The sequence below is a fragment of the Enterococcus sp. DIV1298c genome (assembly GCF_017316315.1).
GTDB lineage: Bacteria > Bacillota > Bacilli > Lactobacillales > Enterococcaceae > Enterococcus_B > Enterococcus_B mangumiae.
This window is the reverse complement of the sequence record NZ_JAFLWG010000037.1, coordinates 1-25,544: the sequence shown is the minus strand read 5'-3', so window position 1 is coordinate 25,544 and position 25,544 is coordinate 1. Positions and strand designations below refer to the sequence as shown.

The 25,544-nt window shown below is 39.1% G+C and carries 27 protein-coding genes, 1 pseudogene and 1 riboswitch; of the genes and pseudogenes, 22 read left to right on the top strand and 6 right to left on the bottom strand.

Annotated elements, in window-relative coordinates; translation table 11 throughout:
* The first annotated feature begins 56 nt into the window (after nt 1–56).
* From JZO83_RS09055 to JZO83_RS09035, 5 genes are all read left to right on the top strand, one after another.
* Nucleotides 57–488: a ribonuclease G gene (locus JZO83_RS09055; protein ID WP_207115551.1), complete on the top strand. Its 432-nt coding sequence runs from the start codon at nt 57–59 to the stop codon at nt 486–488.
* A 16-nt stretch (nt 489–504) separates the two neighbouring features.
* On the top strand, nt 505–918 hold the full coding sequence (locus JZO83_RS09050; protein ID WP_207115550.1) for a hypothetical protein: 414 nt from the start codon (nt 505–507) through the stop codon (nt 916–918).
* A 120-nt stretch (nt 919–1,038) separates the two neighbouring features.
* Nucleotides 1,039–2,112 carry a 23S rRNA (adenine(2503)-C(2))-methyltransferase RlmN gene (rlmN, locus tag JZO83_RS09045; protein WP_207115549.1) on the top strand — a complete coding sequence of 358 codons (1,074 nt, stop codon included), beginning with the start codon at nt 1,039–1,041 and terminating at the stop codon, nt 2,110–2,112.
* A gap of 85 nt (nt 2,113–2,197) precedes the next feature.
* Nucleotides 2,198–2,740 (top strand): aminoglycoside N-acetyltransferase AAC(6')-Ii, encoded by a 543-nt coding sequence (gene aac(6'), locus JZO83_RS09040; protein WP_206857046.1) that lies wholly within the window; start codon nt 2,198–2,200, stop codon nt 2,738–2,740.
* A gap of 334 nt (nt 2,741–3,074) precedes the next feature.
* Nucleotides 3,075–4,742, top strand: a complete 1,668-nt coding sequence (locus tag JZO83_RS09035; RefSeq protein WP_206853376.1) for a peptide ABC transporter substrate-binding protein — start codon at nt 3,075–3,077, stop codon at nt 4,740–4,742.
* A 93-nt stretch (nt 4,743–4,835) separates the two neighbouring features.
* On the opposite strand, the gene JZO83_RS09030 is transcribed toward JZO83_RS09035, so the two are convergent.
* Nucleotides 4,836–5,180 carry a DUF3899 domain-containing protein gene (locus tag JZO83_RS09030; RefSeq protein ID WP_207115548.1) on the bottom strand — a complete coding sequence of 115 codons (345 nt, stop codon included), beginning with the start codon at nt 5,178–5,180 and terminating at the stop codon, nt 4,836–4,838.
* An 80-nt stretch (nt 5,181–5,260) separates the two neighbouring features.
* On the opposite strand from JZO83_RS09030, the gene opp3b reads away from it, so the two are divergent.
* Genes opp3b through JZO83_RS09005 form a run of 5 tightly spaced genes read left to right on the top strand, consistent with a single transcriptional unit; the run spans nt 5,261 to nt 10,283 of the window.
* Nucleotides 5,261–6,202 carry an oligopeptide ABC transporter permease gene (gene opp3b / locus JZO83_RS09025; RefSeq protein WP_019722500.1) on the top strand — a complete coding sequence of 314 codons (942 nt, stop codon included), beginning with the start codon at nt 5,261–5,263 and terminating at the stop codon, nt 6,200–6,202.
* Nucleotides 6,203–7,246 carry an ABC transporter permease gene (locus JZO83_RS09020; protein ID WP_206853373.1) on the top strand — a complete coding sequence of 348 codons (1,044 nt, stop codon included), beginning with the start codon at nt 6,203–6,205 and terminating at the stop codon, nt 7,244–7,246.
* Between the two features lie 5 nt (nt 7,247–7,251).
* On the top strand, nt 7,252–8,334 hold the full coding sequence (locus JZO83_RS09015) for an ABC transporter ATP-binding protein (protein WP_206853371.1): 1,083 nt from the start codon (nt 7,252–7,254) through the stop codon (nt 8,332–8,334).
* Nucleotides 8,309–9,262: an ATP-binding cassette domain-containing protein gene (locus tag JZO83_RS09010; protein ID WP_206853369.1), complete on the top strand. Its 954-nt coding sequence runs from the start codon at nt 8,309–8,311 to the stop codon at nt 9,260–9,262. The genes JZO83_RS09015 and JZO83_RS09010 overlap by 26 nt, the downstream gene beginning before the upstream one ends.
* A gap of 13 nt (nt 9,263–9,275) precedes the next feature.
* Nucleotides 9,276–10,283 carry an RNA-guided endonuclease TnpB family protein gene (locus JZO83_RS09005; RefSeq protein ID WP_206853367.1) on the top strand — a complete coding sequence of 336 codons (1,008 nt, stop codon included), beginning with the start codon at nt 9,276–9,278 and terminating at the stop codon, nt 10,281–10,283.
* Nucleotides 10,284–10,426: 143 nt separating this feature from the next.
* Here JZO83_RS09005 and JZO83_RS09000 read toward each other — a convergent pair whose 3' ends face one another.
* Complete coding sequence (locus JZO83_RS09000; RefSeq protein WP_206853365.1) at nt 10,427–11,248, bottom strand: NUDIX hydrolase; 822 nt, start codon at nt 11,246–11,248, stop codon at nt 10,427–10,429.
* Nucleotides 11,249–11,339: 91 nt separating this feature from the next.
* Nucleotides 11,340–11,618 carry a hypothetical protein gene (locus tag JZO83_RS14420; RefSeq protein ID WP_242542545.1) on the bottom strand — a complete coding sequence of 93 codons (279 nt, stop codon included), beginning with the start codon at nt 11,616–11,618 and terminating at the stop codon, nt 11,340–11,342.
* Between the two features lie 277 nt (nt 11,619–11,895).
* Between JZO83_RS14420 and metG the strand changes: the two genes are divergently transcribed.
* Nucleotides 11,896–13,905, top strand: coding sequence for a methionine--tRNA ligase (metG, locus tag JZO83_RS08995; RefSeq protein WP_206853363.1), 2,010 nt, complete (start codon nt 11,896–11,898; stop codon nt 13,903–13,905).
* Nucleotides 13,906–14,043: 138 nt separating this feature from the next.
* Here metG and JZO83_RS08990 read toward each other — a convergent pair whose 3' ends face one another.
* On the bottom strand, nt 14,044–14,517 hold the full coding sequence (locus tag JZO83_RS08990; protein WP_207115547.1) for a MerR family transcriptional regulator: 474 nt from the start codon (nt 14,515–14,517) through the stop codon (nt 14,044–14,046).
* A gap of 393 nt (nt 14,518–14,910) precedes the next feature.
* On the opposite strand from JZO83_RS08990, the gene JZO83_RS08985 reads away from it, so the two are divergent.
* Nucleotides 14,911–15,630 (top strand): hypothetical protein, encoded by a 720-nt coding sequence (locus JZO83_RS08985; protein WP_207115546.1) that lies wholly within the window; start codon nt 14,911–14,913, stop codon nt 15,628–15,630.
* A 288-nt stretch (nt 15,631–15,918) separates the two neighbouring features.
* A complete protein-coding gene (locus tag JZO83_RS08980; protein ID WP_206853359.1) occupies nt 15,919–16,680 on the top strand; it encodes a Fic family protein in 762 nt (253 codons plus the stop codon).
* Nucleotides 16,681–16,721: 41 nt separating this feature from the next.
* On the opposite strand, the gene JZO83_RS08975 is transcribed toward JZO83_RS08980, so the two are convergent.
* A complete protein-coding gene (locus JZO83_RS08975; protein ID WP_207115545.1) occupies nt 16,722–17,315 on the bottom strand; it encodes a hypothetical protein in 594 nt (197 codons plus the stop codon).
* 171 nt (nt 17,316–17,486) lie between these two features.
* On the opposite strand from JZO83_RS08975, the gene JZO83_RS08970 reads away from it, so the two are divergent.
* The 5 genes from JZO83_RS08970 to JZO83_RS08950 all read left to right on the top strand — a co-directional run bounded on the left by JZO83_RS08970 (nt 17,487) and on the right by JZO83_RS08950 (nt 22,104).
* Nucleotides 17,487–18,809 (top strand): amino acid permease, encoded by a 1,323-nt coding sequence (locus tag JZO83_RS08970; RefSeq protein WP_207115544.1) that lies wholly within the window; start codon nt 17,487–17,489, stop codon nt 18,807–18,809.
* Between the two features lie 202 nt (nt 18,810–19,011).
* Nucleotides 19,012–19,788 carry a TatD family hydrolase gene (locus tag JZO83_RS08965; RefSeq protein ID WP_207115543.1) on the top strand — a complete coding sequence of 259 codons (777 nt, stop codon included), beginning with the start codon at nt 19,012–19,014 and terminating at the stop codon, nt 19,786–19,788.
* Nucleotides 19,781–20,350 (top strand): ribonuclease M5, encoded by a 570-nt coding sequence (gene rnmV / locus JZO83_RS08960; RefSeq protein WP_206853350.1) that lies wholly within the window; start codon nt 19,781–19,783, stop codon nt 20,348–20,350. Before JZO83_RS08965 ends, rnmV begins: the two co-directional genes overlap by 8 nt.
* Entirely contained in the window at nt 20,343–21,227 is an 885-nt protein-coding gene (gene rsmA / locus JZO83_RS08955; RefSeq protein WP_206853348.1) for a 16S rRNA (adenine(1518)-N(6)/adenine(1519)-N(6))-dimethyltransferase RsmA, read from the top strand. Before rnmV ends, rsmA begins: the two co-directional genes overlap by 8 nt.
* Nucleotides 21,228–21,477: 250 nt before the next feature.
* A complete protein-coding gene (locus JZO83_RS08950) occupies nt 21,478–22,104 on the top strand; it encodes a hypothetical protein (RefSeq protein WP_207115542.1) in 627 nt (208 codons plus the stop codon).
* A gap of 76 nt (nt 22,105–22,180) precedes the next feature.
* Here JZO83_RS08950 and ugpC read toward each other — a convergent pair whose 3' ends face one another.
* Nucleotides 22,181–23,290 carry a sn-glycerol-3-phosphate ABC transporter ATP-binding protein UgpC gene (gene ugpC, locus JZO83_RS08945; protein WP_206853341.1) on the bottom strand — a complete coding sequence of 370 codons (1,110 nt, stop codon included), beginning with the start codon at nt 23,288–23,290 and terminating at the stop codon, nt 22,181–22,183.
* Nucleotides 23,291–23,678: 388 nt separating this feature from the next.
* Here ugpC and JZO83_RS14415 point away from each other — a divergent pair, with 388 nt between their 5' ends.
* The 4 genes and pseudogenes from JZO83_RS14415 to JZO83_RS08935 all read left to right on the top strand — a co-directional run bounded on the left by JZO83_RS14415 (nt 23,679) and on the right by JZO83_RS08935 (nt 25,440).
* On the top strand, nt 23,679–23,891 hold the full coding sequence (locus tag JZO83_RS14415) for an antitoxin MazE (protein WP_347401514.1): 213 nt from the start codon (nt 23,679–23,681) through the stop codon (nt 23,889–23,891).
* Nucleotides 23,892–23,895: 4 nt separating this feature from the next.
* Nucleotides 23,896–24,124 (top strand): annotated as a pseudogene (locus JZO83_RS14410) (type II toxin-antitoxin system PemK/MazF family toxin).
* Nucleotides 24,125–24,187: 63 nt separating this feature from the next.
* Nucleotides 24,188–24,619: a methylglyoxal synthase gene (mgsA, locus tag JZO83_RS08940; RefSeq protein ID WP_207115541.1), complete on the top strand. Its 432-nt coding sequence runs from the start codon at nt 24,188–24,190 to the stop codon at nt 24,617–24,619.
* A gap of 153 nt (nt 24,620–24,772) precedes the next feature.
* A riboswitch (THF riboswitch) is annotated at nt 24,773–24,870 on the top strand.
* Nucleotides 24,871–24,906: 36 nt separating this feature from the next.
* Entirely contained in the window at nt 24,907–25,440 is a 534-nt protein-coding gene (locus JZO83_RS08935; RefSeq protein ID WP_206853332.1) for a folate family ECF transporter S component, read from the top strand.
* Nucleotides 25,441–25,544: the final 104 nt, after the last annotated feature.

Sequence of the window (25,544 nt, the reverse complement as noted above, 5' to 3'; positions counted from 1 at the left end):
TCAAAGAATCAATCAAAGAACCGCTACAACCAACCAGTCAAAACCAAAAAGCACCTATTGATGAACCTCAAGTTGGCTTTGCAAACACTGTCCTTCAAGGGGTCAACAAGGAAGTGCCGGAAGAAATCAAAAAATGGAACTGGGGAGCATTTTCTCTCAATATTCTTTGGGGAATCGGGAATAAAACCTATCTGCCACTATTATGTTTGATTCCAGTATTCAATCTTGTTTGGGTATTTATTTGCGGATTCAAAGGCAACGAATGGGCATGGAGAGATGGCGACTATACAGATATAGCCACATTTAAAAAAGTTCAAAAAACTTGGAGTCGTGCTGGAGTAGCCATGTTTATTATTCAAATTGGGATCATCGTATTATATCTTGGAATCATCGTATTTTTTCTGTATAGTTTATTGAATTATCGTCATTCGATCATCCAGGATTTTTATAACTACGAGCCTTATCGCTACGATGGGTTCTACTACTAGAAAAGGAGAAAACAATATGCATCAAAAAATGATCAAAACGATTTTCATCTTGAATATCGTTCAAACAGTGGTTTATCTTTTCGGTTTCTTTAACCGAGTAGCAGAGCAGTCAGGTCTGGTTCCGCTCATCTATGTGACACGTATTTGGGGCAACTTTTATGGGATCATTTTTTGGTCGATCCTGAGTATGATTTGTGTGATCGGCTTTACTTTGACCTTGTACTTATTACTTTCAAAAGCAGTAGACTCTAAAAAAGTGGTTGGCTTGATCATTTCTGCTGTCGGGTATGGGTCACCTCTTTTATTCAGTTTCTTCTTGATCATCCCAGCGACTTTACTCATTCTTGGTCTTATCTTTATCAAGTGGTTGATTTTAGATCCAGAAAAGTTGACAGAAGAATATGATGAGGTGGATGATATTCAATCCTGACCTGAATAAGAAGTAGTCCTAGTTTTTAACGATTATTTAGTTTCTTTTGTGAACTATTGCATTAATAAAAGGAATCAGTTATAGTATGTAGCGATACTTTGAGAAAAAGAGGGAATAATCGTGGAAAAACAATCCATTTACGGTTTTACGAATAAAGAATTGACTGCTTGGTTTTTAGAACATGGTGAAAAGAAATTCCGTGCGTCACAAGTATGGGAATGGCTTTACCAAAAGCGTGTGACCAGCTTTGAAGAGATGACCAATCTGTCTAAAAGTTTGATTGAAAAGCTATCTGAGCATTTTGTGATCAATCCATTGAAACAAATGGTCGTGCAAGAGGCAAGTGATGGGACAGTCAAATATTTATTTGAGTTGCCAGATAAAAATATGATCGAAACGGTCTTGATGAGACAGGAATACGGTTTGTCTGTGTGTGTAACTACACAAGTTGGCTGTAATATCGGCTGTACTTTCTGTGCGAGTGGGCTATTAAAGAAAAATCGTGATTTAACAGCCGGTGAGATCGTGGCGCAGATCATGATGGTCCAACATTACTTCGATAAACGTCAACTAGGCGAGCGCGTGTCGCATGTCGTCGTGATGGGGATCGGTGAACCATTTGACAATTACGACAATGTGATGGATTTCTTGCATATTATCAATGATGCGAAAGGTTTAGCGATCGGCGCACGTCACATCACCGTGTCAACAAGTGGTTTGGCGAATAAAATCAAAGAATTTGCTGAAAATGGGTTACAAGTAAACTTAGCCATTTCATTACATGCACCAAATAACGAAGTCCGCACATCCATGATGCGCATCAATCGCCGTTTCCCAATTGAAAAATTGATGGAAGCTGTCGATGAGTACTTGGAGAAGACCAATCGCCGGATCACGTTCGAATACATTATGTTGAACCAAGTAAATGATCGACCTGAGCATGCACAACAACTTGCAGACTTATTGAAAGATAAGAAAAAATTGACCTATGTCAATCTGATCCCATACAATCCAGTAAGTGAACATGATCAGTATTCAAGAAGTCCGAAAGCTGATGTATTGAAGTTTTACGATGTCTTGAAGAAGAATGGTATCAATTGTGTGATTCGTAAAGAGCATGGTACAGATATTGATGCTGCCTGTGGGCAGTTGCGCAGCAAACAAATGAAAAAAGAAAAAACTGTCGCAAAATAAATATTTTTAAAGTTAAGTTTTCTTTCCTTCTCTTTTTTTCGTTCGGCTGATAGAATAGGCTGAAATCGGAATGGAGGGAAATGAGATGATCATCAGTGAATTTGATCGTAAAAATATTGGCTTGAAGGATCAGCTTGCTGACCTTTTGCGATTGACTTGGCCTGCGGATTACGGAGAACAACCAATGAAAGAAGTCGAGGAACTACTGGCAACGGAGCGGATCGCTGTTTCAGCAGTGGAACAAGATCGGTTAGTCGGCTTTATTGGTGCGCTCCCTCAATATGGGATGACAGGCTGGGAACTTCACCCTCTAGTGGTAGAAACTTCTTATCGAAAGAAGTATATCGGTAGCCGTTTAGTGGATTACTTAGAAAAAGAAATCGCCTCTAAAGGTGGAGTGATGGTTTATTTAGGAACAGATGATGTGGACGGAGCAACAAGTCTCAGTCACACGGATCTTTTTGATCATCCATTGGATAAGCTGAAAGCAATCAAAAATTTCAACAAACATCCTTATACATTTTATGAAAAGCTGGGCTATCAGATTGTTGGTGCGATTCCTGATGCAAATGGCATCAATCAACCAGATATCATTCTGGCAAAACGCCTTGGGGAAATCGATCAATGAACGAAGAACCAAAAATGATTTCACAACAATCGAATAAAACATGCGAGTCTCCCGTACTGTGGAGGCTCTTTTTTTGGGCAAAATCCGAACATTAATAAGAAACGTTCTTATAACAGTAATTATTTTATGATTATTTTATTCTCGAGAGGATAAGATAAAAATCCTTGATTTATCTCAATTTTTCAGAAAAAAATAATAAAATGTTCATGCAATAATCATTATTTTTTAGAAAAAGCAAAAAAAACTGTTGCAATTTTAATAATTATTCATTAAACTCATAAACAACTCAGAAAATACTAATTATTCTGAAAATTTCGATAAAGGGGTACGGAAGATGAAAAAGAATTTAACTTTTGGTGTTGTGGCCTTATGTGGGCTAGTACTTGCCGGTTGTTATGGTGGCGGCAGTGCAGATACAAATGGTAGTGGTTCTGCAAGTAGTGGATCAGCAGATGGAGGAGGCGTCTTCAACTTAGTAGTACCTCAAGAAATGCCGTCAGCCGATTTATCGGTCGCGACAGATACAATCAGTTTTACTGCACTAAATAATGTGTATGAAGGAATTTATCGTTTAGATGAAGATAGTAAACCTCAACCAGCCGGTGCAAGTGAAATGGCTGAAGTTAGTGAAGATGGACTGACTTATAAAATCAAATTGCGTGAAGACGCAAAATGGTCAAACGGTGAACCTGTCACAGCAGCTGATTATGTCTACGGTTGGCAACGTACGGTAGATCCAGCAACGGCATCAGAATATGCGTATCTTTTTGCACCAGTTGAAAATGCTGAAGCAATCACAGCAGGCGACAAAGACAAATCAGAACTAGGGATCAAAGCAGTCGGCGATTATGAATTGGAAATCACATTAGCAAAACAAACACCATACTTCCAATACTTACTTGCTTTCCCTTCATTCTTCCCACAAAGTCAAGCAGTAGTTGAGGAACATGGTGACGCGTACGCATCTTCAAGTGATAACGCAGTTTACAATGGACCATTTACATTAGCTGATTTTGATGGACCAGGAACTGACACTGAATGGACTTACAAGAAAAATGAAGAGTATTGGGATAAAGATGCAGTCCAATTATCAGAAATCAAAGTAAGTGTTGTTAAAGAATCTTCTACTGCATTGAATCTATTCAAAGATGGACAAGCAGACGATGTCATCTTGTCAGGTGAATTAGCACAACAAAATGCGAATGATCCAGCTTACACTTCAGTAAAAGAAGCACGTACAAGCTATATCGAGTTCAATCAAAGAGAAGACGATTCACCATTCAAAAATGTGAACTTAAGAAAAGCGATTTCTTATTCAATCAACCGTGAAGCATTAGTGAAACAAGTAATGGGTGATGGCTCAGTTGTTTCAACAGGATTGATTCCTGCGGACATGACTAAGAACCCTGAAACAAATGAAGATTTCGCAGCAGAAGCAGGCGAATTAGTATCATATGATCAAGATAAAGCAAAAGAATATTGGGAAAAAGCGAAGAGTGAGTTAGGAATCGATTCTCTAGAATTTGAATTGATGGCATCAGATGATGACTCAACGAAAAAAGTGATCGAATATATCCAAAACTCTATCCAAGAAAATCTAGATGGTGTGAAAGTGAAACCTACACCAGTACCATTCTCTGTTCGTCTAGACCGTTCATCATCTGGTGATTTTGACACAGTATTAGGTGGATGGGGCGCAGACTACGCTGACCCAAGTAGTTTCACTGACTTATTTGTAACAGGTAACTCTTATAACCGTGGTCAATGGTCAAATGCTGACTATGACAAAGCTGTTGAAGCTTCTGCTTCTAAAGATGCTGGTGACGAACAAGCACGTTGGGCTGACTTACAAGAAGCGAATAAAATCATCGCTGAAGATATGGGTGTCGTTCCAGTTTATCAAAAAGCTGAAGGTCATTTAGTTAATCCAAAAGTCAAAGGTATCGTTCATCATGCTGCTGGTGCATCATGGGATTACAAATGGACATATATTGAAGAATAATCTGTCCTAAAAAAGAAAAAAGAGTGTCTGGGATGGTTCAAAGATCCCAGACATCTCAATTTTCTGATCCTAGTCATTCTTTTGGCTGTTCATTTAGATAAGTGAAATGAGCGCAAAGACAATCGAAAACACAAGCAAAATTCCAGCGATGATCAGCCAAAAGGTATACATACCGTAGCTGACAGAAGATAGTGAAGTAAATTCTGGTTTTTCTTTCCGGTTTCTTGTTCGTGCTAAATGGATCGAACGCTGAAAGTGATCAAAGAAACCTGAGGAGAATACCCATAAAAATCCGCCGATAATCAAAAACGGCAACGCACATAAAAATAAATCATTGGATAATTGAAGAAGAGTCAGTTGATCAGTCACAATATTTTTTACAAATACGAGGACGATCACTAGACTGGCAAACAAATAAGGACGATATTTTTTTTTCATTATTTTGCTCCTTTATCATTGGTTCATTAAATAATGTAGCGAAACATTGATCAGAAGTCAAAAGCTAGGGGGAAACATTCGTGAATAGTTATATAAAATATGTATTAAAACGCGTCTTCTTTATGGTCATCACACTTTGGTTGATTGCAACCATTACATTCTTTTTGATGCAATTATTACCTGGAACACCTTATACGAACCAAGAACGTTTAAGTCCTGAAACGATCGAGATGTTGAACAAGCAAGTCGGTTTGGACAAACCAGTGATCGTTCAATATGGGATCTATCTTTCTAATTTGATCCAAGGAGATTTTGGTATCTCATTCCAATTCAAAAACCAACCAGTTGCTAACTTATTAGCAGGACGAGTAGGACCTTCGTTACAACTTGGGCTACAAGCAATCATTTTCGGAACATTCTTTGGAACGATCCTAGGAACGATTTCGGCAATGAAACAAAATACTTGGGTCGATACGTCTTCAACATTAGTCGCAATCTTAGGTCGTTCTATCCCTAACTTTGTGTTTGCGGTGCTGTTGCAATATATTTTTGCTATCCAATTCCGCGTATTACCAATTGCCAAATGGGATGGGTTCATGTATACGATCTTACCAACGATCGCATTAGCCATGTCGCCATTAGCCGATTCTGCCCGATTCATCCGAACAGAAATGGTGGAAGTGTTGCATAGTGATTATGTTGAACTCGCTCGAGCAAAAGGTTTGAGTCGTTGGGAAATTGCCTTCAAGCATGGCTTACGAAATAGTTTGATCCCATTGATGACGTTGTTAGGACCACTAGCAGTAGCATTGATGACTGGTTCATTAGTCGTTGAAAATATTTTTGCGATTCCAGGGATCGGTGAGCAATTCGTTAAATCAATTACAACCAATGATTATCCAACGATCATGGCTGTGACGATCTTGTATTCATTTATGTTGATCTTAGTCATTTTAGTCGTGGATCTACTCTACGGTCTAGTTGATCCGAGAATCCGAGTTTCTGAAGGGAGCCGAAGCTAGATGGAATTGATACCTAAACGTTACGAAACAATTGCAGAAATACCTGCAGATGAATTTTTACCCTTACAAAAAAATACAGAAGAAGAACGTGAAAAAATCGAAGCTCCTTCACTGAATTTTATTCAAGATTCTTGGCGTCGATTGAAGAAAAACAAAGCGGCAGTTATTTCCATGGGGCTACTATTGACGATCATCTTTATCTCGATCATCACGATTTTTGTTTCTCCTCACGATCCAACTGCTCAAAATGTGGATTATATCAACTTGCCACCCCGTATTCCTGGCATCGATATCGATGGCCTGAATGGGAAAGCAATGGTTGCAGGTGAGTTAGTCGATAAATATGCACAAGCAAATGTTCCAGCAGACGTGAACTACTTTTTAGGAACAGATGGTTTAGGACGTGATGTGTTAAGTCGTTTGTTCATGGGAACACGGATCTCCTTGTTGATTGCATTTATCGCGGCCTTACTAGACGTAACGATCGGTGTAGCATATGGTTTGATCTCTGGTTTACTAGGTGGTCGTGTAGATAACGCGATGCAACGTTTCTTAGAAGTCTTATCTGGTATTCCTAACTTAGTCGTAATGATCTTGATGTTAGTCGTTTTTGAACCAGGGATCTTCTCGATCGTAGCAGCGATGGCGATCACGAACTGGATTCCAATGGCGCGGATCGTCAGGGCGCAAACATTGAAATTAAAAGACCAAGAGTATGTATTAGCAGGGATGACGTTAGGTGAATCCAAATGGAAGATCGCCTTTAAACATATCTTGCCAAACATCTCGAGCGTGATCATCATCCAAATGATGTTCAGTATCCCATCAGCGATTTTCTTCGAAGCTTTCTTAAGCTTCATCGGTCTAGGCTTGACACCTCCTTCTGCTTCATTGGGAACGATGTTGAGCGATGGCTATAAAACATTCTTATACTTGCCGTATCTATTATGGATTCCGGCAGCAACTTTATCGGTGATCATGATTGGTTTCAACCTATTAGCAGATGGCTTACGTGATGCCTTTGATCCTAAAATGAAAGAGTGAGTACGATGACGAAAATTCTTGAAGTAAAGAACTTACAAATCTCCTTTGATACCTATGCTGGGAAAGTCCAAGCAATCCGAGGCGTCGATTTTCATTTGAACAAAGGTGAAACATTGGCGATCGTTGGTGAATCCGGTAGTGGGAAATCCGTAACGACTAGAAGTATCATGCGTTTACTTTCAAGTAACGCATCGATCGATTCAGGTGAGATTTTATTCAAAGGACAAAATATTGTTGATAAAACAGAAAAAGAAATGCAAAAGATTCGTGGAAAAGAAATCGCAATGATCTTCCAAGATCCGATGACATCATTAGATCCAACGATGACGATCGGCAAACAAGTAGCAGAATCTTTACGTAAGCACAATAAAGTATCGAAAAAAGAAGGGCAAAAAGCCGCTTTAGATTTATTGAATCTTGTAGGGATACCGGATGCTGAAAAACGTATCCACAGCTATCCCCATCAATTTTCAGGAGGACAGCGCCAACGGATCGTGATTGCGATTGCGTTGATTTGTTACCCAGAGATCTTGATTGCAGATGAACCAACGACTGCTCTAGATGTGACGATCCAAGCACAGATTTTAGAATTGTTGAAAAAAATCCAATCAAAGATCGATACATCGATCATTTTTATCACCCATGACCTTGGTGTTGTGGCAAACGTCGCCGATCGAGTAGCCGTGATGTATGGTGGGAAAATCATTGAAGTCGGTACGTCTGAAGAGATTTTCTACAATCCACAGCATCCATATACTTGGGGCTTACTTGGCTCCATGCCTACGTTGGAAAGTGGCAATGACCGCTTATATGCGATCCCAGGTTCGCCACCGGATCTTTTGAATCCGCCAAAAGGCGATGCGTTCTATCCACGGAATGAGTTTGCATTGAAGATCGATGCCGAACAAGCTCCACCGTTTTTCGAATTATCACCAACACATCAAGCGGCTACTTGGCTATTAGCCCCACAAGCACCTAAAGTGACGCCACCGGAAGAAATCCAACGGCGCTGGGCGATTTTTCAAGAAAAGCAAAAAGCACATGGCCAAGGGGGACTGAACAATGAACAAAAAACTGCTCGAGGTTAAAGGCTTAAAACAGTATTTCAATGTCGGAAAGAAAAATGAAGTTCATGCGGTGAATGACATCAGTTTCCACATTTATGAAGGAGAAACATTTGGTTTAGTTGGTGAGTCTGGTAGTGGGAAATCAACAACTGGACGTACGATCATCCGTTTGAATGAACCGACGGGTGGCGAGATTTTATTTGACGGTCAAGATGTAACGAAGTTAAAAGGAAAAGAAGCGATGACCAAGTTTCGTCATGAAGTGCAAATGATTTTCCAAGACCCTTATGCTTCATTGAATCCGAGAATGAAAGTCCGTGACATCATTGCAGAAGGCATCGATGTCAACGGATTAGCTAAATCACCCGAAGAACGTGCAACAAAAGTCAATGAATTACTAAAAACTGTTGGCTTGAATCCCAGTCACGGCACACGTTACCCACATGAATTTTCAGGTGGGCAGCGTCAACGGATCGGAATTGCCCGAGCATTAGCGGTCAATCCTAAGTTTATCATTTGTGATGAACCGATCTCTGCCTTAGACGTATCGATCCAAGCACAAGTAGTCAACCTTTTACAAGACTTGCAAAAAGAACAAGGCTTGACTTACTTGTTTATTGCCCATGACTTATCTATGGTGAAACATATCAGTGACCGTATCGGCGTGATGCACAATGGCTTGTTACTAGAAATGGGAACAAGTGAAGAAATCTATAATCATGGGGTACATCCTTATACAGAAAGTTTACTCTCAGCGATTCCTTTGCCTGACCCAGACCATGAACGTCAACGTCGTCGAATCAAGTATCAACCTGAACCAGACGATGGAAAAGCTCGTTCGTTGCGAGAGATCGCACCAGAGCATTTCGTTTATGCAACGGAGCAAGAAGTTGCTTATTATGCAAAAAAATTAAAACGGCAAAAGGAAGCCTTGCTAGTCGCAAACTAGGAGGGAGAAGCCGATGCTAAAAGCCTTTAAATTTCGAATTTATCCCACTGCTTCACAAAAACAGTGGTTGATCCAAACATTTGGTTGTGTGCGTTTCACTTACAATCATTTATTAAAAGCCAGACAAGCGTATTATTTGGAAACAAAAGAAATCGATTATACGTTGACACCTGCTTCTTTAAAAAAACAATATCCTTTTTTAAAGGAAGTCGATAGTTTAGCCTTAGCGAATGCCCAATTAAACTTGGATCGTGCATTTCGTAATTATTTTAAAGGACGCGCAAGCTTCCCCAAACTGAAAAATAAAAAAAGTATTTGGCAGTCGTATACGACGAACAACCAAAAGGGAACGATCTATTTAGAAGAAACATACATCAAACTGCCAAAGTTAAAAGAGAAGATCCGCATCCATGCCCATCGTCCGATTGAAGGAACGATTCGTTCAGCGACGATCTCCTCTCGTTACAATGAGCTGTTTTATGTGTCATTGCTTTGTGAAGTTCCCCAAAAAACAATGGAAGCATCAAATAAATGGATCGGGATCGCCTATGATCCAGATCGTCTAGTGGAGATGTCCACACCGATCGATATCTCGGTCCCTAAATTCAAACACGTCGATCGGCAGCTTGTTCGAGCAAAAAGAAAGCTTGTGATCAAAGGTCGGGCAGCGCAACACAGACGGACACACGTTGAAAGAGTTAAAAATTACCAAAAACAAAAACGAAAAATCAAAGACCTGTATTTAAAACAAAAATTTCAACGAGAAGACTATTTTGAACAAATTTCAGGAACGGTCATCCGTAACTATGATTATTTGTTTGTCGAATCGATTTCAGCAGACTGTTCAGAAGGTGAGTTTTCAATCCAAGATTGGCATAAGCTATTAGCAAAACTCCAGTACAAATCGCAATGGTACAGCAAAAAGCTAGTATTGATCGATATGCAGGAACAAACGAATCCTTCCACAGGAAAAAAGAGTCTGGAATTAGTTGAAATAGGAAAACAAGTTCTGTTTGAATAAAAAAACTGGTAGGGGCGCCAGGGTTCGCCTTGTTTATAAAAAACAACTATTGTTTTTGTTTCTAGGAATTTCTTTAAGAAAAGCTCACTAATTATGACAAACCAAAAAAGAGGAGAAGAGCATTTACTGCCCTTCACCTCTTTTTATTCTGTATGCCCAGGTTTTAATTGATAGATTTTTGAAGGACGTCCGATCCCAACTGGACGTTCGCCGATTTCATCAAAGTACTGTAACATTGCTTTTTTAAAATTGGAATGATCGATCATTTTAAAATCGATCCCTAAAAATTTAGCAAATACTTTACGTGCTTCTGTGATCGTGAAGTCTTTTCCTAGAACTTGAAGCACCTGTGGCTCATGTTCCATTTTATTGACGACACGGTTGAAGGCTTTGACAATGATCTCGCTGTGGTCAAAGGCTAACGTGTCTTTGCCGGAAGATTCACTTGTCGTTAAATCAAGCGTGATCGCCACCTCACCACTCGATAAATGAAGCTTGTTTGCATTGCGTTCCAGAGAAAACCACTGGACTTCTTTGGCATCGTCTCCAGCAATCAAAGGTTCTTCACCGATAAAGGCGAGATAGCTGACTGTGACGACCCAGCCACGAGGGTCACGGTTTGGTGTACTAAAGGTATGCAGTTGTTCAATATTTTCTTCTGAGATGACAACGCCAGTTTCTTCCTTGGTTTCTCTTAAGACGCTGGCACCTGTCGATTCATTCTTTTGGACGAATCCTCCAGGAAGTGCCCAGGAATTTCGATAAGGATGGCTTTTACGCTGGATAAGCAAAACTTTTAATTGATCTTCTTCTTTGTTATAGCAGAGTAAAACGATATCGACTGTCAAGGAAGGTTTCTCATATTCAGGCCGCTCTTGGTCTTGGTACCAAGCTAAGAAATCGGCTTCCGGTGCTTCTTGTTCATAATAGGTTTTTTCTTCTTCTTTTGAATGAAAGTGTTCCACGTTTTCACCTCCCGTTAGATTAAGGCGCTTTTTACATTATTGTAGCAGAATCTCAAGTAAAACCAAAGATTTCTAGACAAATAAATCAAACTCATAGTTGAAAGAGAAACGGTAAGAGTAGATTAAATAGGAAGAAAAGCAAATAAAAAGGGAGAAGCTTTTGTTTTTCTTCTCGAATGGCGAAAAATCCACAGACAACGATGTACACTGCTAGGACGACTCGAAGGATCATTGAGAGTAAAAGAAACGTGTTCAGCTGTCCATGAAGATTGAAATAACCGTATAAACATAAATAATAGAAACTAAATAGTAGATGGACGAGCGAAAGTAAAGTAATACTGATAATAAATAATTTGTGCTTTTTTGTCATTAGTCTCAAAACCTTTTCTTATATGATATTGCTTATTATAACATGTTTGTAAAGCAGAGAATGGCGTGTAGGCAATCTAAAAGAAAAACGAGTGATTGGTTGAGCAGGGAAGTGAGTGACATCTCACTATAACAGAAGTTCTTGATCGATATTTTTATGAAAGAATCGAACATCGTAACATTTCGGGAGTTATCAAAAAAAGCTAACAGCGTATTCATTTTATGGTATACTAGCAAGGAAACGAATTCGCACCATGCGATAAAGGAGGAAGTACCCCATGGCAGAAAAGGAAACTTTTTATATCACTACGCCCATCTATTATCCAAGTGGCAAACTGCACATTGGCAATTCTTATACAACGATTGCATGTGATGCTGTTGCACGTTATAAACGTTTGATGGGCTTTGATGTGTTTTATCTAACTGGGGTAGATGAACACGGACAGAAAATTGAGAAGAAAGCAGAAGAATTAGGCGTAGAGCCACAGGAATATGTAGACAAAATGGCTGCAGATGTCAAAAAACTGTGGAAAACATTAGATATCAGCTACGATAAATTCATTCGCACAACCGATGATTATCATAAAGCAGCGGTTCAAAAAATCTTTGATCGTTTGCTTGAACAAGGCGATATTTACTTAGGTGAATATGAAGGCTGGTATTCTGTCTCAGACGAAGAATTCTTTACAGAAACACAACTTGCAGAAGTTTACAAAGATGAAGACGGCAAAGTGATCGGCGGAAAAGCGCCAAGTGGTCATGAAGTTGAACTAGTCAAGGAAGAGTCTTATTTCTTCCGTATGAGCAAGTATGCGGATCGCTTGTTAGAATACTACGAAGAACACCCAGAATTCATCCAACCAGAATCGCGTAAAAACGAAATGATCAATAACTTCATCAAACCAGGTTTAGAAGATCTAGCGGTTTCACGTACGACATTCAGCTGGGGGATCAATGTCAAGAATGATCCGAAGCATGTGGTGTATGTTTGGATCGATGCGTTATCAAACTATATCACGGCATTAGGCTACGGCTCAGACGACGATCAGTTATTCCAAAAATATTGGCCGGCAGATGTCCATATGGTCGGAAAAGAAATCGTTCGTTTCCATACGATCTATTGGCCAATCATGTTGATGGCATTAGATATCCCATTGCCGAAGAAAGTCTTTGGACATGGCTGGTTGCTGATGAAAGATGGCAAGATGTCTAAATCAAAAGGAAATGTCGTTTATCCAGAAATGCTTGTAGAACGTTATGGCTTAGATGCGCTACGTTACTACTTATTACGTGCTGTACCATTCGGTTCAGACGGCGTATTTACACCAGAAGATTTTGTTTCTCGTGTAAATTACGATTTGGCGAATGACTTAGGGAATCTTTTGAATCGTACGATTGCGATGATCAATAAATATTGCGACGGTGTAGTTCCTGATTATGCCTCATTAGTGACACCATTTGACAGTGAGTTATCGACAACTGCTGCGAACGTGGTAGGTCGTTACCATGATGCGATGGAAAAAATGGAATTCAACACTGCCTTAGCTGAAATTTGGGTATTGATTTCTCGTGCCAACAAATATATCGACGAAACAGAGCCTTGGGTATTAGCGAAAGACGAAGAGAAGAAAAAAGAGTTGGAGAGTGTGATGATCCACTTAGCTGAGTCGCTACGTATCACAGCAATTCTCTTACAACCGATCATGACAGAAACACCAAGCAAGATCTTCAATCAATTAGGGTTGGATGCTGAAACAATGGACCTTGAAGGATTGCACTTCGGTGAATTCCCATCTGGAACTAAAGTTGTTGCAAAAGGCACACCGATCTTCCCACGTTTAGAGTTGGAAGAAGAAATTGCCTACATCCAAGCGAAAATGTCAGAAGGTACTCAAACAAATGAGGACTCTGTCAAATGGGACCCAGAAGAAACAGAACTTGTTTCCACAAAAGAAAAACAAATCAAGTTCGATGTATTTGAAAAAGTCGAATTAAAAGTAGCGGAAGTTATCAATTGTCAAAAAGTAGAAGGCGCAGATAAACTGTTGCAATTCCGCTTAGATGCAGGTGATAACCAAGACCGTCAGATCTTATCTGGTATTGCTGAGTTTTATCCTGATCCTAGTGAATTGATCGGCAAAAAATTGGTGATCGTTGCCAACTTGAAACCACGCAAAATGCGCGGACTGATCAGCCAAGGGATGATTCTTTCAGCAGAAGCAGCAGATGGCTCGCTCCAAGTGATCGAAGCACCAAAAGGTATGCCAAACGGTTCAGAAGTTGGCTAAAATGCAATAACTAATAGAGGTTTCAACAAAAATATTTAGCCTCGGTAAATAAGACGACAACCACAAAATCGATGTTCAGATTTTGTGGGTGTCGTCTTATTCTTTGGCTCGTTAATTAAAACGAAAACTATAGGTATTCTATTCACTGATCACACGTAATAACTCATTGAATGAGGCGATGCCCTTGATTTGTTCCAATAAGATGCCATCGATTTGCTGTAAGGTATTAACTGCAATTTCTCTGGTATGGCTGATTTCATTGTTATCAAGTCTTTCAAGTACTTCTTTCACACTTTCTAAGGAAAATACGGCACGTTGTACGGTTCTAATAATGAAAACTCTTCTAATATCGTAAATATTGAACTCTCGAAATCGACTATCCTTATTCCGAGTCGGCTTTAGTAATCCTTCTTTTTCCCAGTGGCGAATGGCAGATGTCGATACAGTTGCTTCCTTGGCAACTTCGCCAATCGAAAAGTGTTTTTTATCTTTATGTTTTGGCGTACTTGATAGAGCAGTTGGGTCAAGTATAGCGATGGTATGTTTGACTATTTGCTTTTCTGTATGAAGTTTTACTTGTTCATCATTGATCTTCCAAAGAACTTTTGTCATTTCCCCGTCATAACTAAAGGCATGATCTCTTTTATAAAATCCATACCAAAACCAGGAAGCATCGATCGGATACAACGAAAATATGCTTGATGTTCATAGGTGTAGATTCGATAGCCATTTTTTGCTCGTTCGACTTTAGGGATGATCCCCCAAGACTCATAGTCTTAACGCACTTGTACTAATATTCAATTCTTTTGCAATTTCGTTGCCTCTCATTCTTATACACCTCTACTTTTCATTATAATTAAACTTTAAAGTTCATGACAACTTATATTTCCAAATATATGATCAAATATACGTTTATTTGTTGAAACATTAGCATTTGCATTAATTTGCTATGATTATTGTAGGGAATAAAATTTCTACCAATTTAGTTTTAAGGGAGGCAATTCAATGAATGAAATCATCGTTAAAAAGAGTGTACCATTATTGCCAGCTGTTTCAATGGAACAGACAGTTGCATTTTATAAGGAACTTGGTTTTACTAATCGATATGAGAACAAAAAACGTTCACGCGGGTATGCAATCATGGATAATGGGTATTTAAATTTTCAACTCTACAGCTATAAAAAATTGACAGTACCTACGCCAACGAATATGTATTTATATGAAGTTGAGAATATTGATTCGTTATACGAACTTTTTATATCGAATTATAAACAGATCCATGGGAAGGTTCCGCCAAGAAATGGCTTACCTAGAGTGGGGATTCCAAAGAATTTAGATGCTGATAGAAGATTTAGTATAACTGATCCTAATGGGAATCATTTCATTTTTTCACAACCTTATAGTCATAAAAGAGAGCACTCAGACAAATCAAGATTTGAAAAATTATATTGGGAAAGTAACACGCTTGCTTATTCCCACGAAAGCCCGATTGAAGCTAAAAAAATGCTTGAAAGTGCAATATCAAGAGCGGACCTACAATCAGAATTACCTGAAGTTGTCTTTCAAGTATATGTACTCTTAACGGATGTTTCAATTCTTTTAGGCGATACAAAAAGTGCAAAAAAATATTATAGTGATGCAAGTCATTGGTTTGGAAAAATAGGCAATCAGACAGTCGAAGATTTAGCAGATTCGATCGAACAGTATCAAAGATTTGATGTATAAAAAGATGGATAGGTTGACTCAGACATCGAGCATTTTTTCTTGGATAAAGTTTTTGTGTAGAGCTAGAATAATAGCCTATCGAAACTAAATCTTTCTTTCATAATCATTGTTCAATGAAATTTTCGAAATGTCACAGCTAAACAAAACATACATGTTACAATAAGAAAGAAAAGTGTCTAGGTATAAAAAGTAAAGAGTCCAAACTGAGTCATCAGATTATTGGTTTAGACAGAATGATTTATGAAATATAGGATAACTACGCTACCTATTGGGAGAGGAGGAATAAAGATGGATGTGAATGAGTTAGATTTGATCACGCGATTTATCTTGGAAAGGAAAGCAAATCTGCATGGTGGAATTTACCATTTGACGCAAGTAGAAATGGCGTATAACTCCAATCGAATCGAAGGATCGAGAATTTCTGAGAAGCAAACCGCCTTGATATTTGAAAATAATATTCTACCTCCTGCTGAAAATGGTGAGGCGACGAAACTAGATGATATCAAAGAAACAGAAAATCATTTCAAAGGTTTTGATTACGTGATTGAGCATATCGAAGAACCATTATCGAATGATTTTATTAAAGAATTACACCGTATTTTGAAACGAGGAACAACCGATGAAAAAAATCCGCTGACACCTGTTGGAGAATTCAAGATTGTTCAAAATATGATTGGGTTTGGTTATGAGGAAGTTGAAACAGCAGCGCCAGAGAACGTAAGCGAAGAAATGATGGATTTAATTACGAACTACGAGAATCAAAAGAACAAAAGTTTAGCTGAGATTGCTGACTTCCATGTGAAATATGAAAGAATCCATCCTTTTGCAGATGGCAACGGACGTACAGGACGTTTGCTCATGTTCAAAGAATGTTTGAAGCACAATGTCATGCCTTTCGTCATCAAAGATATCCATCGTGAATTTTATTATAGAGGTTTAAGTAATTGGGGAACCGAGAACGGTTATTTGCTCGATACTTTAGGTATGAGCCAGGATATGTATGAACAGTTTTTGAAACGAATGAAATTCACAGGAGCGATTCATCACTAGAGTCGTTTTAGAGACAGTCAAAAAAGTCGAACGATGAGAAATCATCGTCCGACTTTCTTTAGTTTTAACCGTTGTTTGACTTTTGTTGGCAATAAAGCTGCTACGATTGAAAAAGGAATACATAAAATATACCAAGCAACCAGACGGCTATTGCCATAACGTGCATAGATCTTGAGCAATAGCGTGTGTAAAATCACTAAACCTACCAGTAAGCTAATAGCGAAGAACCATGTCGTATCCCAATCGTTCAAGTGACGCAAAGCGTTCATTGCTAAAGGATAGCCATAGAAAAATATCCCGACCATCGTAACGCGCCAATTTTTGACGATCGTTTGGACATTCAATAGTAAAAAGAGGACAGAAAGTAAAAAAGCAATGGGCGGAAACAAACCAACAAGAAAGGAATAGACGATTCCCCACAACAACATCCCAGGTCCTTTGATCAAGGCCGCAATGAGAAGAAAACCAGCCATCAATAGCAATTGTTGCGTAAATGTCGCAATCGTTAACCAACCAAATAAAATCAACAATAACCAATGCAGCTTGGATTGCTTTTGTTCTTTTTGTGGAAAAAGATTAGCACCTTTATCTTTTAAATAAGTGGCTAATTTTGGATCGATTGATTGAAAATCCATCTGGTTACCTCCTTACAATTCCAAGTAGTCCTATTTTATAGAAGATATAGCAAAAAAACATCCGTCTTAAGAGGGATGTTTTTCAATAAAAATTTCTGAAAAGAATGGTAAAACGAAAAGTTCTCAGTTATACTGAAAAAAATAAAAAAGAAATACGAAATGAGGAAGAGGATGAAAGGGAAATTAAAACGCGAGATCAATTTGTTTGGTGCACTATCTACAGTGATGGGAACTGTGATTGGCGCCGGCGTCTTTTTTAAAACAGCAGCGGTAGTGGCAAGTACACAATCAACAAGTTTGACGTTACTCGCGTGGTTGTTAGGAGGGTTCTTAACGATCTGTGCCGGCCTAACGGTAGCTGAATTAGCCACTGCGATTCCTGAAACCGGTGGAGCAGTCAAATATATTGAAGCAGCTTACGGTAAGTTACCAAGTTTTCTATTAGGCTGGGCACAAAGTTTGATCTACTTTCCAGCCAACATCGCGGCACTGTCGATCATCTTTGCGACACAGCTGATCAATCTTTTGCAACTACCAGCTAATTATTTATTAGTGATCGCGATTATTACGGCACTTTCTATCACTGGGTTGAATCTCCTAGGAACCAAAGTTGGTGCTTATGTTCAATCTGTTACATTAGTGATCAAGTTGATCCCGATTGCAGTGATCGTCATTTGGGGTCTTTTGACACCTGGACAAGGGACGGTTCAATTATTTCCAGTAGAAGCAGGTCAAGGTGTTTCCTGGGCAGAAGGACTAAGCGGTGCTTTGTTGGCAACACTTTTTGCTTACGATGGTTGGTTAGGTGTTGGAGCGATGGCAGGAGAAATGAAGCGTCCAGAAAAGGATTTGCCAAAAGCAATTATTCTAGGATTAAGTTTTGTGACATTCGTCTACTTATTGATCAATTTCGTCTTTTTGAAAACATTACCGATCGATCAAATTGCTGGGAACTTGAATGCTTCCTCTGATGCGTCTGCCGTTATCTTCGGTGAATTGGGAGGGAAAATTGTTACGATCGGTATTTTGATCTCTGTTTATGGGGCATTGAATGGTTATACACTGACCGGAATTCGCGTCCCTTATGCCATGGCATTAGAAAATGAATTGCCATTCAGTAAACAGTTATCGAAGCTCTCAAAAAATTTCACGGTTCCATATGTACCTGCGTTATTCCAACTAGCGATTGCATGTATCATGATGAGCTTAGGATCATTTGATTTTCTGACGGATATGCTGATTTTTGTGATGTGGCTATTTAGCTTATTGATTTTCATTGGCGTATTCATTTTAAGAAAGAAAGCGCCTGAAATGCCTCGTCCTTATAAAGTGCCTTTCTATCCGGTGATACCGATCATCGCGATCTTAGGAGCAATCTTTATTTTAGGAATGACACTGATCACACAAACGAATCTAGCGATGATCGGCATCTTAGTGACATTGTTAGGTGTGCCTGTGTTTTATTACAAAAAAAGACAATCGGAAAGTAAATAAGTTTCGATTGAAAAAGTGGAGACGTTAGTTCTCTTGCGTCCTCTAACACTGAATAAACGACGGGAATAAAAGTGACTTCTCTAGGGAGAACACTTTTATCCCGTCTTGTTTTTTTCGTAACAGATATCATGTTTTTTAGTCGTTGAGACTTCTTTAAAGCCTATTTATATGCTAAAGTAATGAATGAAAAGGAGAGATAAAAATGATATTTGATTCTCATACTCATTTGAACGCAGAACAATTCAATGAGGATATCCCTGAAACGATCCAGCGTGCAGAAGAACTAGGTGTGACTAAAATGGCAGTCGTAGGTTTTGATACGCCGACGATCGAAAAGTCTTTGATGCTTAGTCAAGATTACCAAAATATTTATAGCATTATCGGTTGGCATCCCACGGAAGCTGGCAGCTATACGAAAGAAATCGAAAATAAACTACAAGAACAATTGACTTTACCCAAAGTAGTTGCTTTAGGTGAGATCGGATTGGATTACTACTGGATGGAAGATCCTAAAGAAGTCCAAGACAAAATCTTCCGAAGACAGATCGCGATCGCTAAAGAGATGCGCCTACCGATCAGCATCCATACGAGAGATGCGTTAGAAGATACGTATAAGGTTTTAAAAGAAGAAGACATCCGAGATATCGGTGGGATCATGCATAGCTTCAGTGGTGATTTTGAGTGGGCAAAACGTTTCCTTGATTTAGGGATGCACATTTCCTTTAGTGGCGTAGTCACATTCAAAAAGGCATTAGATGTGCAGGAAGCTGCCACAAATGTACCATTGGATCGGCTGTTGGTCGAAACGGATGCACCTTATTTAGCACCTGTACCGTATCGTGGCAAAAGAAATGAACCGGGCTATACACGTTACACAGTAGAAAAGATCGCAGAACTTCGTCAGCTACCGATGGAAGAAGTAGCTGCACAGACATGGGAAAACGCCCATCGTTTGTTTGGATTAGCAGAGCATGACTAAATTAAAGATCCAAGAAATCATTGTCGTCGAAGGGAAAGACGATACGAGACGATTACAAGAAGTGGTTGAAGCCGACACGATAGAAACCATTGGATCAGCGATCAACGAAGAAATATTGATGCAGATCGAACATGCGCAGGAAACTCGAGGCATCATTATTTTTACAGACCCAGATTTTTCAGGTGAAAAAATCCGTAAAACGATCATGGAAGTTGTACCACAAGCAAAACACGCCTTTTTACCGAGGAATCAAGCAGTCCCGAAGAAGAAAGGGAGTTTAGGGGTCGAGCATGCGAGTGATACGGCGATCTTAGAAGCATTGAAAAAAGTCGTCACGCCAGTCGATGATGAGGAACAAACACCAGAAATCACTAGACAAATGCTTGTGACACAAGGTTTGATTGCAGGACCTCAAGCAAAAGAAAAGCGGGAAATGTTAGGTGACGAATTACGCATCGGCTATACCAACGGAAAACAATTGGAGAAACGGTTGAACATGTTCCGGATTACGTTAGACGAGTTTAAACAGGCAATGAAAAAAGTGGAGGATCATTATGAGTGAATATCGGGACATTGCAACACCCACTAGAACGAAAGAGATTTTATTGAAACACGGTTTTTCTTTTAAGAAAAGCTTAGGGCAAAACTTTTTGACAGAGCCGAACATCCTTAGAAAAATCATTGAGACTGGTCAAATCGATCAGCAAACTAATGTGATCGAAGTAGGACCAGGGATCGGTGCATTGACAGAGCAGATTGCACGTCACGCCAAGCAAGTGGTCGCCTTTGAAATCGATGACCGATTGATTCCTGTTTTGGCGGATACACTTGCGCCTTATAAAAATGTGACAGTCATCCATCAAGATATCTTAAAAACCGATTTAGCAGAGGCAATAAGTACACAATTCAAAGAAAAATTACCTTTGAAGGTAGTTGCGAATCTACCTTATTACATTACGACACCAATCATGATGCATTTTCTTGAGTCAGGAGTCGTTGTCGATGAAATGATCGTGATGATGCAAAAAGAAGTGGCCGATCGTATTTCAGCTAAACCTGGAACAAAAGCATATGGCTCGTTGTCGATTGCTGTCCAGTATTACATGGAAGCCAGCTTAGCGTTTATTGTTCCAAAAACTGTTTTTGTTCCACAACCTAACGTGGATTCAGCAATTTTGAAATTGACGAGACGAGCAACACCAGCAGTTTCTGTGACAGATGAGCAAGCCTTTTTCCGTTTGACCAAAGCTGCGTTTCAACAGCGCAGAAAAACCTTATGGAATAATTTGCAGCATGCTTATGGGAAAGATGAAGAAACAAAAAATTGGTTGACCGAAAGTCTTTCTAAGGCAGAGATTGATCCGAAAAGACGAGGCGAAACACTTTCTTTAGAAGAATTTGCTGCACTAAGCAATGCAATGGAGCAGCTAAAGAAATAAAGCAATCAGTCTAAGACATGAAAAAAACGTCTAAAAGATGAATCATCAGACACCTCTTGAGAAAATAAGCTTAGCTATTTTTTTCAAGAGGTTCTTATTATCTTAAAAACAGTTTTTTTGGCGTACTTACTCGACTTTAGAAGATGTAAGGTGTCTGCTTCTTTTTGCCTTTAGGTGTCTTGACACATTGATGATTTAGCAGTACAATAAGTCAAAATGAATGTGTCAAGACACGTTAAGGAGTAAAAAAATGAAAACAAATTCTGTAAGAAAACTGACAATTTCCGCTTTGCTGATTGGGATGGGGATTCTTATCCCGATGATCATGCCTAAAATCGTGATCCCCCCTGCATCATTTACACTTGCTTCCCATGTGCCATTATTTATCGCAATGTTCTTTTCACCAGGTGTCGCTGTTGCAGTAGCACTAGGTACAACATTTGGCTTCTTCTTGACTACACCAGTGATTATTGCACTTCGCGCATTGTCTCATTTGGTGTTTGCGCTGATCGGCGCATGGTATTTACAAAAAAAACCAGGAATCGTCTTAAAAGACGGAGAGTTCACTTTATTGAACTGGCGCTTTCAAGGATTTAATTTCCTAATTGGTGTGATCCATTCGATTGTTGAGATGATTGTCGTCAGTGTGTTCTTCTTTATTGGAAACATGCCTGAAACATACTACGCAGAAGGGTACTTCTATACAGTATTCATCTTGATGGGGATCGGTGGTTTGATCCACAGTTTAGTGGATTACAATATTGCTTATTTTATCGCTGGTACATTAAGCAAATTTTTCGACGTACCAGTTTTCACTGCCGCAAAAAAACAGCAAAAGAACGAGATCATGCAAGGAACGATCAAAAGAACTGTTTAGTTATTGAAGAAATCAAAACAAAGCCCAACGATCACAAGATCGTTGGGACTTTTATTTATCATCGATTGTTTACAGATTATGGGATCGTAATAACGTCTTCTGTATCTTTATCAAAGAAATGCCCTTTATTGATGTTGAAGGCAAGATCGATCATTTCTCCTGGTTTATGGAAGTCGCGAGCGTCAACTTTTGAAATGAACTCTGTTGTTCCAGTGCGAGTATAAAGCATTGTTTCTGCACCAAGTAATTCGGATACGACAACTTCTGAATTGACGACGGTTTCTGGTGAGGCATCCAAAACGACTTGCTCACTATGGATATCTTCTGGACGGATACCAAAGACAAGTTCTTTTCCTTCGTAGCCTTTTTCAACCAAGACTTTGTTTTTACCTTCAGGGATTCTTAGTTTTAACCCATGGCCATCTGAGATCACGCCTTGGTTTAGTGTAACACTGAAAAAGTTCATGGCAGGTGAGCCGATGAAACCAGCGACAAACATATTGACTGGTGTATCATAAACTTCTTTCGGTGAACCGATTTGTTGGATAAATCCATCTTTCATGATAACGATACGATCTGCCATCGTCATCGCTTCTGTTTGGTCATGGGTAACATAGATCGTTGTCGTTTCTAGACGTTGGTGTAATTTTGCGATTTCGGCACGCATAGCAACACGTAGTTTCGCGTCCAAGTTTGACAATGGCTCATCCATCAAGAAGACTTTTGCATCACGTACGATGGCACGACCTAAAGCCACACGCTGACGTTGTCCACCTGAAAGAGCAGCTGGTTTCCGTTTTAAGTATTCAGTCAAACCAAGGATCTCCGCAGCATTTTCCACACGTTGTTTGATGTCTGCTTTGTCATATTTACGTAATTTCAAACCAAACGCCATGTTGTCGAACACCGTCATGTGAGGGTATAAGGCATAGTTCTGGAATACCATCGCAATATCACGATCTTTAGGAGCAACATCATTCATTACTTTGCCGCCGATGTTCAATTCACCTTCAGAAATATCTTCAAGACCAGCGATCATACGAAGTGTCGTTGATTTCCCACAACCGGAAGGACCAACGAATACGATAAATTCACGATCTTTGATTGCCAAGTTAAAGTCAGTAACAGAATAATTTTCTGCGTTATCATATTTCTTGTATACATTTTTCAGAGCCATTTCTACCATCGAACAAACCACGCTTTCTTTTTTCTTTTATTTGATGTGTTTAGTATAGTTGAAAGCGCTATCTATAATCAATGTCACAATGAACAAGAATTCGTGGAATCTTTCGTCAATGTGTACAAAATAGAATAAATGATGTTCATGAAGCAAATCTTTCAATAATGAGAGCAAACTCCAGCAATATGATAATTTATTTTTTTGGTTTTTACTGCTCGATTTATCAAAGATTTACCGTGTATTCACTATCTTAGAGCGTATAATACTTTGTAGATATTAAGAGATATAAAAAGGAGGCAACCAAGAAAACAAAATTTGATTTTCATGTTAAATGAAGATAAATTCAATTTAACATGAGCTGGGAGATGATAATAATGGAAACGACTATTAAAAGATTGGAAATTCTGTAGGAGCGATTTTTCCAAAAGATATTTCTCCAGAAGTTGGAAAAATATATACGATTATAAAAATAGGTGAAACATATGTTTTAAAGCCCAAAAAAGAAGATATTTTCAAGAGTCCAGAGGCATGGGCAGTCTTTAGAGAGTCAATTACCCAAGAAGATAAAGAGTGGGATGAAATGGACCTTGAGGGAGAGGAACTATAAATAAATGGATGATCCAAAGCAAAAAGATATTGTGTGGTTGGATTTTGATTCAGCTAGAGGAAAGAAAATTTGATACATATATTAAGATCAAAGAACCACAAATAATTTCTGGACAAGTTGTTACACATCAGTTGCGTTCAATTGACTACACCGCTAGAAACATAATAAAAATTGAACAATGGGCTATTCTGACATGGTTTGATGTACTAGAAGTCCTTGATATGTTTGTATAGGAAGTTGTAGAATATCAAACCAGAAAGAAATTTGTTACACTGGTAGAAAAGGAGTGATGACAGATGAAGATAGCATTGATTGCACATGATCGCAAAAAAGAATTGATGATAAAATTTACTACTGCTTACAAAACGATACTTGAACAACATGAACTATTCGCGACAGGGACGACCGGACAAAAGATTGCAGAAGCGACAGGACTATCAGTCCATCGATTCAACTCAGGGCCTTTAGGCGGAGATCAACAGATTGGGGCGATGATCTCGGAAGATGAACTGGATCTAGTGATTTTCCTTCGTGATCCTTTAGCGGCTCAACCGCATGAGCCTGATGTGACTGCATTGATCCGATTAGCTGATGTTTATGATATCCCTTTAGCGACGAATATCGGTACCGCAGAAGTTTTGTTGCGAGGGCTTGAAGCAGGGTTTTTCGAGTTCCGAGAAGTCATCCATGAAGAGGGCAGCAAGATTCCTTTTCCCAACCATCTATAAAAATTCGTGTTTTGTGGTTATTCATTAGGATTTGTTTGTTAAATGTCTGTTACGTTACGAACTAATGAATTGTTTTTGATAGAAATATTAGTTTTTTATTTACACAGAATCCTTTTCTATGCTATAGTTTGTCTGGGATAAATTCCCACTATCAACAGAGTAGAAAGTAAAGCGTTAAGTGCTTAGAGGATGGGATGTTGCCTCTAGGACGAAGGACATTTGTTCGCGGTTTTATTTTCGCATTCGCTGCATGAAACATGTAGCAGCTCTTAAAGGAGATGCTAGAAATGAAGAAAAATCGTTTAGATGCTCGTATGATTACGATCATGGGACTGTTGATCGCCTTGATGGTCACGCTGTCTCGCTTAGTTTCATTTGAAACACCATTACTCAAAATCAGTGTAACATTCATTCCCCAAGTGGTCATGGGTATTTTATTTGGCCCATTTTGGACAGGGATCGGGTCTGTTTTAGCTGATGTCGTGGGTATGGCATTATTTCCTAAATCTGTCTTTTTCATCGGCTTCACGTTGAATGCTTTTATTGAAGGAGCGATTTATGGTTTCTTTTTCTATCGCAAAGAGATCACTTGGAAAAATGCGATCTTAGCAACACTTAGTGTGACAGTGCTCATTAGTTTGATCCTGACACCACTATGGTTAGTCATTATGTACCAAGTACCGATGAACTGGGTATTTTGGGGACCACGTTTATTAAGAGCCATTATCTGGGTGCCGATCCAATCGATCATGATCTACGTGATTGGGCGTGCCATGCCATATAAAAGAATTTTGCGGAGTTTAACGACGCATACAAAATAAAAAAACAAGCAGTCTTCCCATCCCAGAAGACTGCTTGTTTTTTTATCTATAGGAGACGAAACATTTTTGTTCCGACTTCTCTCTACAAATGCTCATTATTTTTC

Coding starts and splice junctions, on each gene's coding strand:
- mgsA (WP_207115541.1), top strand. CDS start 24,188: ATGAAGATAGCATTGATTGCACATGATCGCAAAAAAGAATTGATGATA.
- JZO83_RS08970 (WP_207115544.1), top strand. CDS start 17,487: ATGAAAGGGAAATTAAAACGCGAGATCAATTTGTTTGGTGCACTATCT.
- JZO83_RS09030 (WP_207115548.1), bottom strand. CDS start 5,180: ATGAAAAAAAAATATCGTCCTTATTTGTTTGCCAGTCTAGTGATCGTC.
- JZO83_RS09010 (WP_206853369.1), top strand. CDS start 8,309: ATGAACAAAAAACTGCTCGAGGTTAAAGGCTTAAAACAGTATTTCAAT.
- JZO83_RS08965 (WP_207115543.1), top strand. CDS start 19,012: ATGATATTTGATTCTCATACTCATTTGAACGCAGAACAATTCAATGAG.
- JZO83_RS09020 (WP_206853373.1), top strand. CDS start 6,203: ATGGAATTGATACCTAAACGTTACGAAACAATTGCAGAAATACCTGCA.
- JZO83_RS08935 (WP_206853332.1), top strand. CDS start 24,907: ATGAAGAAAAATCGTTTAGATGCTCGTATGATTACGATCATGGGACTG.
- rnmV (WP_206853350.1), top strand. CDS start 19,781: ATGACTAAATTAAAGATCCAAGAAATCATTGTCGTCGAAGGGAAAGAC.
- JZO83_RS14420 (WP_242542545.1), bottom strand. CDS start 11,618: ATGACAAAAAAGCACAAATTATTTATTATCAGTATTACTTTACTTTCG.
- JZO83_RS08990 (WP_207115547.1), bottom strand. CDS start 14,517: ATGACAAAAGTTCTTTGGAAGATCAATGATGAACAAGTAAAACTTCAT.
- JZO83_RS08950 (WP_207115542.1), top strand. CDS start 21,478: ATGAAAACAAATTCTGTAAGAAAACTGACAATTTCCGCTTTGCTGATT.
- JZO83_RS08975 (WP_207115545.1), bottom strand. CDS start 17,315: ATGGATTTTCAATCAATCGATCCAAAATTAGCCACTTATTTAAAAGAT.
- JZO83_RS09050 (WP_207115550.1), top strand. CDS start 505: ATGCATCAAAAAATGATCAAAACGATTTTCATCTTGAATATCGTTCAA.
- JZO83_RS08980 (WP_206853359.1), top strand. CDS start 15,919: ATGGATGTGAATGAGTTAGATTTGATCACGCGATTTATCTTGGAAAGG.
- rsmA (WP_206853348.1), top strand. CDS start 20,343: ATGAGTGAATATCGGGACATTGCAACACCCACTAGAACGAAAGAGATT.
- ugpC (WP_206853341.1), bottom strand. CDS start 23,290: ATGGTAGAAATGGCTCTGAAAAATGTATACAAGAAATATGATAACGCA.
- metG (WP_206853363.1), top strand. CDS start 11,896: ATGGCAGAAAAGGAAACTTTTTATATCACTACGCCCATCTATTATCCA.
- JZO83_RS09015 (WP_206853371.1), top strand. CDS start 7,252: ATGACGAAAATTCTTGAAGTAAAGAACTTACAAATCTCCTTTGATACC.
- JZO83_RS09005 (WP_206853367.1), top strand. CDS start 9,276: ATGCTAAAAGCCTTTAAATTTCGAATTTATCCCACTGCTTCACAAAAA.
- JZO83_RS09035 (WP_206853376.1), top strand. CDS start 3,075: ATGAAAAAGAATTTAACTTTTGGTGTTGTGGCCTTATGTGGGCTAGTA.
- JZO83_RS08985 (WP_207115546.1), top strand. CDS start 14,911: ATGAATGAAATCATCGTTAAAAAGAGTGTACCATTATTGCCAGCTGTT.